The organism is Amycolatopsis sp. NPDC028719 (assembly GCF_055565395.1).
In genome coordinates, this window is sequence record NZ_JBVHUL010000003.1 from 215,973 (window position 1) to 228,810 (window position 12,838).

Sequence of the window (12,838 nt, forward strand, 5' to 3'; positions counted from 1 at the left end):
GCGGTCGCGTTACTTCCCGGCACCGGCGGCGAGGATCGCGCGGGCGGTGTCGAGGATTGTCTGGTCCGCCTCACGGTTCTTCCACCCGAGGACGTGGCGCGCCTTCGAGCTGTCGACGAGCCGTTTGCGGCCCAGTTCGTGGCGCACCATCGCCAACTGCGGGTTGAAGTGGCCGAGGACCTTCACGGCGAAGTCCGGTATCCGCCGCGTAGGCACCTTCCCGGCTCCGGCAGGCATCCCTTCGCGGATGATCCGCGCCAGGTCCGCGTACCACAGGAAGGTGCCGGATCCGAGGAACCGCTCCCCGGCGGCGGAGGCGTTCGTCATGGCGAGGATGTGCAGCTCGGCGACGTCACGCACGTCGACGACGTTCCACCCGATCCTCGGCAGGGCCGGCAGCTTCCCGTGGACGAGGCGGCGGACGACGTCGATCGTTCCCGGCCGGTCCGCGGCACCCACCGGCGGACCTTGCATGAAGGTCGGGAGCACCGCGGTCAGCTCGAGTCCGGTGGCGGACGAGATCTCCCAGGCGTCCCGCTCGGCGAGGATCTTCGAGTCGGGGTAGACGTGCGCCGCGTCATGGGCCGGCGACGATCGCATCGTCTCGGTCGCCGGTGTCTCGGGATCATCGGGGACGGCCGTCACCCCCGAGGAGGTCAGGACGACCCGCCGGACGCCGGCCCGGGCCGCCGCCTCGAGCACGCGACGGGTGCCCTCACGGGCCGTCTTGATCAGGTCGGCACCCGTGTCGAACGGTGTCGGCGAGGCGGTGTGCAGCACATAGCCGGCGCCGGCGAGCGCCGCGTCCCAGCCCTCGTCTTCGAGGAGATCCGCGCGGACGAGTTCGACGGAAGCAGCGGCCTCCGCACTCGTCCGCGCGGCGATCGCGGCACGAAAACGCTCGGTCTTCGACGGGTCCCGGACCGTCGTCCGGACGTGGTGGCCACGTTCGAGCAGCCCGCTGATGACCCAGCCCGCCAGGTACCCCGTTCCGCCGGTGACGACGACGGTGCTCCGCTCGTGCTCGTTCGCCATTTACTCCACCTAACTCATTGAATATCTCAACGAGTTTCCAAGCTATCATGGCCCGCATGCCGAGCGAGACGAAATCCGGCGCCGGGTCCGCCGACGCCCTGCGGAAAGCCGAGATCATCCGGCGGTTGATCGAGGTCGGGGACACCGCGCGGGCGATCGTCGCGACCACGCTTCGCGACAGCGGCGCCCCGAGCTCGGCCTCGGACCTGCTGTGGGCCTTGGCGACCAGCGAGACACCGATGACGCTTCGCGAGATCGCGGCGAGGCTGGGACGCGACCCGTCCACCGTGACCCTCACGGCGGACAAGCTCGAAACCCTGGATCTCGTCACCCGCCGCCCCCACCCCACCGACGGCCGGAAGCGCACGCTCGTGCTCACCGATCGCGGCCTCGGCCTGTGGAACACCCTCCGCGACCGTCTCCACGCTTCGGACCTGTTGACGGAGCTGAGTGCCGACCAGCAGCGCACGCTGCTCGAGCTGCTGCGTCACCTCGGCTGATCCACACCGCACTGATCCCGCGAACCCCTGAGGGTTCGCCGGCCGGGGTTCAGCCGTCGAGTTCCCGGTGTCGTTCGGTGAGCGTGTGGGCGAGCTGGACGAGCTTGACGTTGAGCTCCTGGGACGTGCGCCGCAGGATGTCGAAGGCGTCGTCGGCCGAGATTCCGCGGCGGTTCATCAAGATTCCCTTCGCCTGACCGATCACGTCGCGGCTGTCGACGGCCTGCTCGAGCTGCTGCTGCCTGAGCGCGGAGGCGGTGTGCGCGGCCGAACCGGCCAACGCGAGGGAAGCGTGGGAGGACAGGATGAGCGCGTGGTCGACGGCGGCGTCGCCGAAGGCGCCGGGCCGGCGGCTGTAGAGGTTGATCGCGCCCGGCGGCAGGTCGGACTTGCGGCCGGGCAGCAACGTCGTGGCCAGCAAGGAACCGAAGCCCAGCCGCGCGGCCTGAGAGCCGAACTCGGGAAACGCGTCGGAGGTCGCGAGGTCGTTGGTCAGGGCATGACCCGGGCCTTCGTGCCGGGCCGCCTCGAGACACGGGCCCTGCCCGGTCCGGTACTGGATGCGGTCCAGCTCCTCGGCCGTCTCGCCGGTGGCGACCGGGGTGTGGAAGGTGCCCTCGGCGGAGCGCAGGGTGATGCTGACCAGATCGGCTTCCGGCACGATCCTCAGTGCCGCGGTGACGACGAGTTCCATCGCGTCGTGCAGCGACTCCGCCTCGAGCAGAACGGCGGCGAGAGCGCCGAACTGCCGGGCCAGCGGTCCGTCGGCGGCCACGGTGCACCGGTTCCAGTCCGCACTGCCCAGGTCGGCGCGGAACGCGGTTCGATCGGCTTCCCAGTGGTCGTCGGTCTGCGCGTCGACGTCGCTCACCGTGGTCCTCCTCCGTCGCCCGGTCGCCGGGCCCTGACTCCGACACCGTACCGACCCGTGGTTCGGCGTTCCCGCCGCAGCGGTGTGCATTCTGCAAAGTGCGGGTGCGCCGGCGAGTGAGGCGAGGCGGCCCCACCGGCCGCAGGTTTCGACCGGTGGGGCCTAAGTACTGGTGTTCTGCGCGCAGAGAACCAGACTCGAACCCGGTCTACCCCACGGCGCAACGCACTACACGTCTGATCGGAGTGCGGTGTTGGACTGATCAGCGGATCGTCCCGTAGCGGGAAGGGGACACTCGTGGCGGTGACGGGCCGTGGGTGCGTAAAGTGATCGACGAAGGGTTGACATCACAGCCTCTCGCTTCAGCATCCGTTCTCGGCTGCCGCATCCCCACCTCTCCGGTGGCGATCCGTCGCGCCCGAGCGCGGATCCCGTCGAGAAGCCAGAGAGCGGTCACCCATGGCCCTGCCCGCCGCGCCGCCGGACCAGTACTTCAGCATCGTCACCGAGACGCGCGACGACCTCGTCGTCGTCCGCGCCGCCGGAGAACTCGACCTCGTCGCCCGCCCCGTGCTCGAGGCCGCGCTGGCCCGCATCGTCGCGGGCGGCACCCGCGTAGTCGTGGATTTCGCCGCGGTCACCTTCTGCTCGTCCAGCATCTTGGGCGTCCTGGTCGCAGCGAGCCTGCGCGGCGGCGGGCTGACCGTCGTCGCCCGGCATCGCGCGGTCCGCCGGCCGCTGGAGCTGCTGGGACTGGAGCAGCACCTGACGATCGTGCCGGATCTCGGCACGGCGCTGCGCGGTCATGACCCTGCTCGCCTGGCCTGACCGAGGAAGGCCACGAACAAGAAACGGACGGACTTCACGGGCAGTTCCCTGCTACGAGTTCGCGACTGAGGGCGCGAGCGCAGGCAGGAAGGGAAGATCGTGCCGGCCAGGTCCGGCAGTTCCGACAGCGGCCACGACATCACCTTGGCTGCCTGCGAAGCACTGGCCAACGTCGTCGCCCACGCCTACCCCGGCGAACGGGGCTGGATCCGGCTCTACGCCGAATGGTCCGGGGACGTCCTCACCGTCGTCGTCTCCGACACCGGGTGCGGTGCCCCCGAAGACCCGCGGCGTGCGTCGGGCGCATCGACGTCCGGAGGCCGGGGGCTCCTCTTGATCGACAAGGTCACCGATCAGCTGCACGCCGAAACCGGGAAGCACGGAACCCGCGTGACGATGATCTGGCGCCCGGACCAGCGCCGCCGGATCTCATCGCCCGGCCGGCTCCAGCCGGATCCGCACGTCGAGATTCCGCTGCACCTCGCTCCGGCTGTAGAGCAGCGGAAACGACCCGCCCGAAGCCCAGAGCCCGTTCAGGTCGCTGTAGTGCGGGCTGCGCGGATCCCCGGACTGCCCGGGCGCGTTGATCGCCGCCGAGCCGTTCCAGTTGCCCACGTCCAGCGCCATCTTGAACGTCGCCCCGATGATCTGGGCGTACGTCAGCGGGTGGAAGAACGACGGGTGGATCGTGTGGTACGAGCCGCCGACCGGGGTCGGGCCCACGTTCGGGCTTCCCAGGGGGTGCTTGAACTCCTGGTGGTGCAGCGAACCCCAGTGCCACGTCGACGTGTCGCTGCCGAGCTGGCTCGCGACGTCGCGGAACGCCACCGGGAGCGAGTCCAGGATCAGCTTGTCGCGCACCGCCGCGCCGTCCGGGCCGAGCCAGCCCGACGGGTCCGTGAAGGAGGCGATGATCAGGCTGAAGTCGGGGTTGATCGTGCGCACCAGCGCGTCCGCGGCCGCCTGCGGCAGCACCGCGTGCGCCCACACGTAGTGCAGGTACTTCATGATCCACGTCTCGAAGAGCGCGGCTCCCGGCGAGTCCACCGACGCGACGCCGTCGTAGCCGCGAAGCAACTCCAGCGCCTTCGCGGTGTCCGGGTCCGATGAGGACAGTCCTCGCACGAACTCGAGGAGCTGGGTGGCCACCAGTGACTTCTCGTCCTTCTGCAACGCCAGGGAGTCGGCGACGGTCGCGTTCGGTCGGGACTCGATCAGCTCGTCGATGCGCTGCTTGCGGTAGGGCAGCTGCCATTCGTAGTTGGACACCACCGGGTGCCCCGGCGGGATGTTGAAGTCGTTGGCGGAGGCGAAGTACCCCGGCGCCGGGTTGTACCGGCCCGGCAGTTCGCTGTTCGCGTGGAAGCCATTCCAGTCGTAGCGCCCGTCACCGGGGACGGGCAGCAGGCCGTCGTAACCGGCACCCGTGCGACGCGGCGTCAGCCCCGCCGGGACGTAGCCGATGTTGCCGCGCACGTCGGCGTAGGCCAGGTTCGAGCCCGGTGTGCCCCACTTCCGCATGCCCGCGGTGAACTCGCCGAAGTTCGTGGCCCGCTGGTAGTTCAGGCTGCCCAGGTACGCCGAAGCGCCCGGTTGCGTCCACGCCGTGCGGACCGCGAACGCGCGGTGCGCCGCCTCGTCGACCTTGACGACCGGGCCGTGCCGGGTGAAGGACAGCTCCCTCGTGACGGGCGTGCCGCCGCGCACCGGGATGGACTCGGTGACCGTGGTCATCCGCTCCCAGCCGGCGCCGTAGCGGTAGCGGGTGTGGTCGTTCGGGTCGAGCTCGTAGACGTAGAGGTCGGTCTGGTCGACGGGCAGGTTGGTCAGGCCGAACGCGATGTTTTCGTTGTGCCCGATGGCGATCCCCGGGTTCCACGGCTCGCCCGCGCCGGCGAGGTTCAGCCCGGGAGCCGACAGCTGCGCGACGTACCGGCCCGAGGGCAGGGCGTCCGCGCCGCGGTGCGGGTCGTTGGCCAGGATCGGGCGGCCCGACGCGGTCCGGCCCGGCCCGATCGCCCAGGCGTTGCTGCCGGCGGTCGCGTCGGCGATGTCCTTGGTCTCGGTCCGGAAACCGCTGCCGGTGAAGTTCACCGCGGCGGTCGCGAGGTCGTACACCTTGAGCACGTCGTCCGGCACCGAGCACGGGTCGAGCCCCGCGGGCACCGCCGCCTCGTGGTCCGGGTGCAGGGAGCGCAGGTAGCGGCTCGCGCCGGGACCGGCCAGGCAGACGAGCTTCGCGCGGGCGGCCTCCCACATCAGGTTCTCGCCGATGGCGTGCGTGCGGACCCGCACCACGTCCTGCGGGCGCCAGCGGGCGGGCTGGTAGCCGAGCTTGGCGAACTCGGGCGGGAGCGCGGCGGGGTTGCGGCCCAGCCAGTCGACGTAGGAGTTGATGCCCTCGGCGAACCGGGTGGCGGCGAGCCTGCCCTCCGGACCGTAGGACGCCCACTCGGCGTCCATGTCGCCGCGGTAGAGGAAGAGCCGGGCGGCCCGGTCCTGCTCCACATAGGACGGACCGAGCACGTCGCTGAGCGTGCCGAGCCCGCGGCGGCGCCAGGTGTCGACCTGGAACAGCCGGTCGCGGGCGATGTTGAAGCCCTGCGCGAAGAAGAGGTCGCTGGTGTCGGCCGCGTAGATGTGCGGCACGCCCCACTTGTCGACGAGCAGCTCGACCGGCCGGTGCAGGCCGGCGGCCGCATAGGTCGGGCCGGTCGCCGCCCGGACGCCGGGGACCGGCGCGAGGAGAAGCACGACCAGGGCCAGGAGCAGGCCGCGGACGACCGGCCGGCGTGTAACCATCGTGATCTCCTCGTTCGGGACTCGGGACCGGGTTCGTCCGGTATGTCTACCGGCGTCCGACGCGGTCCGACGAGCCCCTTAGGGGTCGGCGGTTAGCCGAAGAACGATCCCGGGAACGCCGACCCCTCCGGTTCCACCAGCACGTTTTCCGGGTCTTTCGGGTCGTACCGCACGCTCACCGCCGAGCCGCTGGACGGGGCCTGGAACAGCGGGGTCACCATCGTCGCCACCACCGTGCGCTCCCCCGTCTCCGTCGGGTACCGGACGTGGACGACGAACCGCGGGTTGCCCATCACCCAGACGTTCGTGAACTCGACCTGCACCACCCGGCCGGTCACCCGCCGGCCCCTGTGGCGCAGCCCTTCCACCCGGTCCTCCGCCTCCGCCTCGCGCAGGAACGTCCGCAGCAGCACCACGATCGTCACCAGCGCCACCAGTGCCGACACCGCCGGCACCAGGTACGGCTCGTAGTACACGACCCAGTCCACATCGGACCAGGGCTCCGCGCGGCCGTCGAGGAACGGCAGCCGCTGCCCCACCGACTCCGGCGGGGTCCACGACGGGATCGCGACGCCGCTGCCCAGCGCCACGCCCAGTGACGTCGTCAGCGAGCTCGCCCGGAAGCCGAGGCCGAGCCGGGTCAGCGACATCCCCGCGCCCCACAGCATGGCGAACCCCAGGGACGACGCCACCGTGATCGCCACGCTGAAGAACAGCACCAGCGATACCGTCGGGCCCGCGTCGGCCCCCCACGCGTCGACGCGGTTCAGCGACATCAGCCGGAAGCCGTCCAGCAGCCCGAGCGTCCCCGACCAGCCCGCCGCCGCCCAGGCGAGCGTCGTCGGGATCCCGAGCAGCCACAACCGGCGGTTCGGCCGGGGGGAATCCGCGAACGCGAACACCGCGGCCGCCTAGTCGATCGGGCCGAACACGGCGACCTTCGCCGGGTCGGCCGGGTCGACGCGGGCCTCGTGCCGGGTACCGGGCGCGTACTGCTGGATCGTCGCCTGCGGCGCGATCAGCCGGGTCACCGTCCGGTAGGGGGTGCCGCCGGCGCGGGTGACCTCGAGCGTCGCGGTGTACTGCGCCTGCCCCGCGACCGTCCGGCCGGTCGGCTCCAGGGCGCGAATCACCAGCGTGGCCGGCTCGCACGTGTCGTACAGCCGCCGCAGTTCGGTGCCGTAGGCCTGCAGCTCCTGCTGCTGGCGCAGCTGCTCCTCCGGCGGGAGCGCCATGAACGCCGCCATGTCCGGGTCGGCGGTCAGGCCTCGCAACGCTTGCGCGGCCAGCTGCGGCGTCGGCAGCTGCGGGGTGATGTCGTACCCCTGCGCCGCCGCGGCCTGCCGGAACTGCTCGGCGTGCTGCCGGAAGTCCTGTGCGCCGCGGGCCATGCCCTGCTGGGTGGCTTCGTCGATCTTGTCGCGGATCTTCTTGAACATCGGTCCCGCCTTTAGCTGTGTGGTGTGCACACAGCTTCGGGCGGGCCGGCTGCTACCGAACCCAGGTTTGCCCGTCGTCGGAGGCATCGAGGCAGGTCAGCGCCGCCCAGAAGACCGGTGAGCGCGCGGGCTCGGCCCGTTCGCGCCAGTCCGCGAGCCGGCTCCGCTGCCACGCGCACAGCTCGGCGACCGGGTCGTCGCCGGCCAGCGCCGTGTCGACGGCGATCACCAGTTCGGCCATCGGGTCCGCGCCGGGCACCGCCGCCGACGTCGGCAGCGCCCACACCGTCGCGGCCACCAGCCGGGCCCCGGCCGCGACGGCCGCCAGCAGCACGCCGAACGGCTCGGCCAGGCCGAAATCGCTCGCGCTGGCGCAGCCGACCAGCGCCACCCGCGCCGGCATCGCGTCCACTTCGGACAGTGCGAGATCCGCGGCGGTGAAGGGCCGGTGCGCGCCGATCGGCGCGGCCGTACCGGGCAGTCCGGCCGCGCAGGACAGGTGCAGCGCGGTCTGCGCGCCGTGGTCGTCGCGGACCCGGCTGACGTGCCCGACGAACACCAGCCGTGAACACGGCTCGGCCAGCAGCCGCGCGAGCAGCCGCCGATCGGTGTCGGTCCGGCGGACCAGGTCGAGACCCCGCGCGGCGGCGGGCCGGACCGGGCCATCGGCGAGCCGCGTGTCCAGGTGGCGGATCAGCGGCGACGCGGGATCCTGCTTGCCGAGCACCGAGCCCAGCTCGCCGAACGCGCTCTGGCCGGGGATCCGCGGGTCGAGCAGGTACACGGGCGGCCCGGGCGGCGCCGGGGGCCGGCGCGGGATCCCGGCGGGAGCCAGCAGCGAGACGTCGGCGACGTCGAGGACGCGCTCGTCGCCGTCGAAGCACCGGCCTTCCTCGCCGGGTTCGAGCACCCGGTCCGGCCGCCGGTCGGGCAGCGCGAGCAGGCCCCACGGCACCGCGGCGAGGCTCGGCGACGGCTGGACGCGCAGCAGCGGACGCCGTCCTCCGGCGGCCGCCTCCCGCAGCCGTGCGACGAGATCCGCCGGCAGCAGGTTCAGGCCGAGAACCCGGGCCAGCCGTCGTTCACCGGCGAAGCTGCCGAAGGCGGCCATCGCCCGCCCGACGGCGTCGGAGACGCTCTCGCCGTCGTGCGGCGTCGGCGACGCGGCGTCCAGGTACTCGCGCGCCGTCGCGACGAGCGCGGCGTCGACCGGGTGGGTGTGGACGTCGTCGAGGTCGCCGGTGGTCCGCCAGGTGAGGTAGGTGTGCCCGGCGTCGGCGTAGCGCAGGAGGAACGTCTCGGGCCCGGCGGCCGGCCACGTGCACACCGCCGGCGTTCCGGACCGGGGCGAGGAATACCGCTCGGCGGCGACGTCGAGCCAGCGGTCGAGCTCCATCGGCGAGTCCGGGGACCATCGCAGGGCGGGCGGCGGGGCCAGGCGCAGCGGCAGCGACGACGTGACGCTGCCCAGCGCGGCGAGCGGAAGCCGGTCGCCGCCGGGCGCCGACTCGAGCGACGGAACTGTCCCGGTCAGCTCGACGGGCGCCGCCCCGACCCCCGTGTAGGCGCCGACGGCACAGGTGCGTTCGACCAGCTCCGCCGCCAGCCGCGGCTCCCGCAGCCGGGTCAGCAGCACCATCAGCAGTTCGGTCGCCGGCCCCGCGACGTCACGCGCCCACGCCGTGCGGGCCCGCGGCGACGCGAACTCGTACCGGTAGTCCGCCGCCGCCAACGCCAGCGGGAGCAGCAGGTCGAGCACCGCGCGCAGGTCGTCGCCGCGCGCGTAGCCGATCGTGGCCGCGACGAAGTCCGTGTGCAGGCACTCCAGCCACTCGCCGGACGCGCGCGCCGAATCCCGCGCGCGCGTCACGTGCTCCCCGGCCGTCTCCCAGTCACCCTCCGCCGCCGCGCACCGGGCCAGCGCCACGTCGAGCCGGCGCAGACCGGGCCGGTCTTCGTGGGCCGCCCAGAGCTTGCCCGCGTGCTCGAACTGGTCCCGCGCCTGCCGGACGTCGCCGGCGAGCAGCAGCAGCGTCCCCAGCGCGTGGCTCGCTTCCGCCACGTCGCCGGTCGCGCCCGCCGCCGCGAGCTCGTCGCGCGCGGCGACGATCGCCTCGACCGCACCCGGGAAGTCCCCGCCCGAGGCACGGTCCGCGGCCAGGTCGATGGCGAACTTCGCGGCGTGGTCCGCGGTGAGCCGGACCAGGTCGGCGCGCGCGTCGGCGTCTTGCCCGCCGGCCCGGCGCAGGCGGGCACGTTCGGCCTGGGCCATCGCGCGCAGGGAAGCCACCTGGTCGCCGGTCCCGGCGTCCAGCGCTGCCAGGATGTCCTCGAGGGCGGTCAGCGCCCCGGCGGGGTCGCCGGCGGCCACCTGGACGCGCGCCTCGAGGATCCGCAGCTCCAGCTCGTCGGTGCCGTGCGGGTCGAGCAGTTCGGGCGGGTACTGCTCCGGTCCGGCCGCCTTCCGCAGGGCCGCCCGGTGCCGCTGTCCCGCGATCAGCTCACGAGCCCGCGCGACGTCACCCTCCTCGGTGGACAGTGAGATGAGCACGCGATCCGCCACCTCACGGGAGCCTTCGATCATCCGCACCTCGGCGTACTGTCCGAAGTGGACAGCAGCGGCCGCGCTCAGCCGGAAGGCATCGAGGACGGCTTCGGCGCACTGCCGGGCATTGCGCAGGTCGCCCGCGGAGTAGCAGACCGTGGCCAGGTCGCTGACGGCGGCGAGTTCGAGGTCGCTCCGGTCCAGCTGCCGCGCGATCTGCCGCATCCGGCCGTACTTCCGGTGCGCGCCGGCGATGTCCCGTGCCGCGGCGAGCCGCTTGGCCTCCTGCTGGACGTCGACGGCTTCGCCGAGCAGCCGCCGGTATTCGGTCTCGGTCAGCGAACAAGCGGGCAGTGCGCCGTAAGGAGCCGGGTCCAGGCCGAAGTGCGCGGCGACGCACCGGCAGTTGTAGCCGTGCGAACTCGCCCCGGCCAGCTCGGCCGGCAGCGGCCGGTCCGGCGGGGTGAGCGGCGGCGGCAGACCCACGACCACGTCAGAACTCCCCCTCGGTGGCCGCGCGCTCGGCCAGCGTCCGGGCCTCCGGCGGCAACGCCTCGCGCGTCCGCACGAGCGACACCACTTCGGCCCGGTCGGCCTCCGTCGTCCCGCCGATGTCCTCGGCCGTCACGCCGACGACGAGTCCGAACTGGACAGCTGGTGGGCGGTCCAGGTCGACGGCACCGGCGAACCGTCCGACGCCCAGGTGCAGCGGGACTTCCGCGACCACCTCGCCGTCGCGGGTCGCGAACGCGGACAGCGCCGCGTCGGCGAACGCCCCGGCCACCTCGACCTCGAGGCGGGTGGCCGTGGGCGCCGCGACGACCCGCCAGGTCACGGTGTCCTCCGCGGCGTCGAGGACGCCCGGTGGCACCCGCGCCCAGTCGACGCTCGCCCGGCCCTCGGTCAGGACGCCCTCCGCGGACGCGCCGGATCCGGTTCCCGCGGCCAGGGCGTACTCGCGCCGGCCCGGCAGCACGGCGGCCGCCAGCCGGCCCGCGGCTTCGGCGCGCACGACGTCGTCCTGGTCGTCGAACCAGGACGACAGCCGCCGGCTCAGGCTGCGGACTTCGTCGGCGACGGACGTCGTGGCGAGCCCGTCGACGGCGGCGTCGAACAGTTCCCCCGGCGTGGCTTCGAAGCCGTCGAGCATCCCTTCGGCGAGGTCCTCGACCGCCGCGGTGGCGACCGCCGTTTCCAGGTCGAGCAGCGCCGGGTCCAGGAACGGAATCCCGAGCGCCACGCTCGCGGGCCACCACCGGCGGGCCCACAGCAGCAGCGCGAGGGTGGCCAGTTCGGGCCGGGCGGGGACGTCGACGTGGCCGGACGCGAGGGCCTCGAGGGCGTGCTCCGCGCCGACGAGCCGGGTCAGCCACGGTTCAGCGGCCCCGGCGTCGGTGAGTTCGACGCGCATCGAGCCGGGCACGCCGGCGAGCAGGCCGGCGAGGGCGAAGCGGACGAGGCCGCCGTCCGCCGCGACGACGGGGGTGTGCACCGGGTGCGTCACGAGACGGCCTCCAGCTCCGGCAGGCGGGCCACGAGCGCGCGGCGCACCTTCGTCCGCAGGTCCAGCGAGGTCGACCGCACGACACCGGTGACGAGATCGCGCACGTCCGCGGCGTCGGCCGGGAGGTCGCCGCGCACGTCGAAGCCGTGCAGGCGGATCCACAGCCGGCCGAGGAACTGCTTCCCGAACTCCCGCAGCTCGCGCACCAGCTCGGCGTCGGGACGCGGGGTGAGTGGTGTGGTGCCGGCCAGCGCCCGGCGGGCGTGGAGCACGTACCCCTCGCGCGCGACCTGCGTGTTGAGCTGCCGCGCGAATCCGGGAGCGGACCCGGGCGCGACGCCGTCGAGCGGCCGGAGGGCGGGAGCGAGGACGACGCCGAGCGCGAAACACGTGGCCAGGGCGGGCAACCCGAGCCCGAATCCGGCCGCGACCCGGCGGACTTCGTCGTCGACGAGGTCGGCGACGGGACCCCGTTCGCCGGCGGGGAGCCGCCGCAGGGTGGCGCGCACTCGCCGTTCGACGCTGCGTTCGAGGAGCTCGGGACCGGCTTCGTCCTGCCGGCGCAGCGGCGGGACGGCGGTGCGGTCCCCGCGCTGCAGACCGAGATCCGGGGCCGGCGAACCGGAAACGGCTTCGGCGGCGCGGGCGAGCGCGCCGGCTCCCCCGGGCCGGCGCAGCGCCAGGCCGAGGGCGTGCCCCGCGGCGGATCCGGCCAGCCACGCGGCATCGGTGAGGGTTTCGGCGAACGCGCCGAGCAGCGCCACGGCGTCGTCCGGTGCGAGACCGGCGTCGGCGTGCCAGCGGCGGTGCAGCCCGGCGGTCAGGTCCGCGGCCGCCCGGGGATCGGCGAGGTACGCGGTCAGCTGCGCGACGCCGGCTTCGCCGCCTTCGCCGTGCAGCTCGCGCAACGCGGACGCGGCGGTCTCCGGCGCGTCCGGTCCCGGCATGCCGAACCCGGTCGCCAGCTCGTACGCCAAGGGGAAGCAGACGTCCTGGACGTTGCCCGCGGTGATGCGCAGGGCCCGGCGCTGCCGCTTGAGGTGCCCGAACCACGCGGCGGTCGCCCGCAGCCGCGGCGCGTCGGCGAGCAGCAGCTCGGTGAGCTCGTTCGCCGCGGCGGGTTCCAGCAGCGGCCGGCCCAGCTTCGGCCGGGCCGCGGTGCGCACGACGAGCGGGTCGATGATCTTCTTGACGGTGCGGGTCAGCGGGCCGCCGTCCCCGGCCGACAGGACCTCGACGCCGGGGATCCGGTGCCACGCCGCCTCGAGCACGGCCGAGCGCAGCCGGAGCTTGCCCGATCCCGTCACCGCCACC

10 protein-coding genes and 1 pseudogene are annotated in these 12,838 nt (G+C 73.3%); 3 read left to right on the forward strand and 8 right to left on the reverse strand.

The window, feature by feature from the left end:
* Positions 1–9: 9 nt before the first annotated feature.
* Entirely contained in the window at positions 10–1,035 is a 1,026-nt protein-coding gene (locus ACZ4TR_RS14845; protein WP_465287551.1) for an NAD-dependent epimerase/dehydratase family protein, read from the reverse strand.
* 56 nt (positions 1,036–1,091) lie between these two features.
* On the opposite strand from ACZ4TR_RS14845, the gene ACZ4TR_RS14850 reads away from it, so the two are divergent.
* Positions 1,092–1,535 carry a MarR family winged helix-turn-helix transcriptional regulator gene (locus ACZ4TR_RS14850; RefSeq protein ID WP_465287552.1) on the forward strand — a complete coding sequence of 148 codons (444 nt, stop codon included), beginning with the start codon at positions 1,092–1,094 and terminating at the stop codon, positions 1,533–1,535.
* Positions 1,536–1,584: 49 nt separating this feature from the next.
* Here ACZ4TR_RS14850 and ACZ4TR_RS14855 read toward each other — a convergent pair whose 3' ends face one another.
* On the reverse strand, positions 1,585–2,406 hold the full coding sequence (locus tag ACZ4TR_RS14855) for a GAF and ANTAR domain-containing protein (protein ID WP_465287553.1): 822 nt from the start codon (positions 2,404–2,406) through the stop codon (positions 1,585–1,587).
* Positions 2,407–2,865: 459 nt separating this feature from the next.
* On the opposite strand from ACZ4TR_RS14855, the gene ACZ4TR_RS14860 reads away from it, so the two are divergent.
* Together ACZ4TR_RS14860 and ACZ4TR_RS14865 are read left to right on the forward strand one after the other, a co-directional pair.
* A complete protein-coding gene (locus ACZ4TR_RS14860) occupies positions 2,866–3,234 on the forward strand; it encodes an STAS domain-containing protein (RefSeq protein ID WP_465287554.1) in 369 nt (122 codons plus the stop codon).
* A 99-nt stretch (positions 3,235–3,333) separates the two neighbouring features.
* Positions 3,334–3,627, forward strand: a pseudogene (locus ACZ4TR_RS14865) (ATP-binding protein); the annotation flags it as partial.
* A 36-nt stretch (positions 3,628–3,663) separates the two neighbouring features.
* On the opposite strand, the gene ACZ4TR_RS14870 reads toward ACZ4TR_RS14865, so the two are convergent.
* From ACZ4TR_RS14870 to ACZ4TR_RS14895, 6 genes are all read right to left on the reverse strand, one after another.
* Positions 3,664–6,036: a penicillin acylase family protein gene (locus tag ACZ4TR_RS14870; protein ID WP_465287555.1), complete on the reverse strand. Its 2,373-nt coding sequence runs from the start codon at positions 6,034–6,036 to the stop codon at positions 3,664–3,666.
* A gap of 92 nt (positions 6,037–6,128) precedes the next feature.
* Complete coding sequence (locus ACZ4TR_RS14875; protein ID WP_465287556.1) at positions 6,129–6,938, reverse strand: DUF3592 domain-containing protein; 810 nt, start codon at positions 6,936–6,938, stop codon at positions 6,129–6,131.
* A gap of 9 nt (positions 6,939–6,947) precedes the next feature.
* Positions 6,948–7,475, reverse strand: a complete 528-nt coding sequence (locus tag ACZ4TR_RS14880) for a hypothetical protein (RefSeq protein WP_465287557.1) — start codon at positions 7,473–7,475, stop codon at positions 6,948–6,950.
* Positions 7,476–7,527: 52 nt separating this feature from the next.
* On the reverse strand, positions 7,528–10,512 hold the full coding sequence (locus tag ACZ4TR_RS14885) for a hypothetical protein (protein ID WP_465287558.1): 2,985 nt from the start codon (positions 10,510–10,512) through the stop codon (positions 7,528–7,530).
* Between the two features lies 1 nt (position 10,513).
* Complete coding sequence (locus ACZ4TR_RS14890; protein ID WP_465287559.1) at positions 10,514–11,524, reverse strand: hypothetical protein; 1,011 nt, start codon at positions 11,522–11,524, stop codon at positions 10,514–10,516.
* A complete protein-coding gene (locus ACZ4TR_RS14895) occupies positions 11,521–12,831 on the reverse strand; it encodes a hypothetical protein (RefSeq protein WP_465287560.1) in 1,311 nt (436 codons plus the stop codon). The genes ACZ4TR_RS14890 and ACZ4TR_RS14895 overlap by 4 nt, the downstream gene beginning before the upstream one ends.
* Between the last annotated feature and the right edge of the window lie 7 nt (positions 12,832–12,838).

What these genes read in the sequence shown, in the direction of transcription:
- ACZ4TR_RS14845 (WP_465287551.1), bottom strand. Translation starts at nt 1,035, where the DNA reads ATGGCGAACGAGCACGAGCGGAGCACCGTCGTCGTCACCGGCGGAACG.
- ACZ4TR_RS14850 (WP_465287552.1), top strand. Translation starts at nt 1,092, where the DNA reads ATGCCGAGCGAGACGAAATCCGGCGCCGGGTCCGCCGACGCCCTGCGG.
- ACZ4TR_RS14860 (WP_465287554.1), top strand. Translation starts at nt 2,866, where the DNA reads ATGGCCCTGCCCGCCGCGCCGCCGGACCAGTACTTCAGCATCGTCACC.
- ACZ4TR_RS14870 (WP_465287555.1), bottom strand. Translation starts at nt 6,036, where the DNA reads ATGGTTACACGCCGGCCGGTCGTCCGCGGCCTGCTCCTGGCCCTGGTC.
- ACZ4TR_RS14880 (WP_465287557.1), bottom strand. Translation starts at nt 7,475, where the DNA reads ATGTTCAAGAAGATCCGCGACAAGATCGACGAAGCCACCCAGCAGGGC.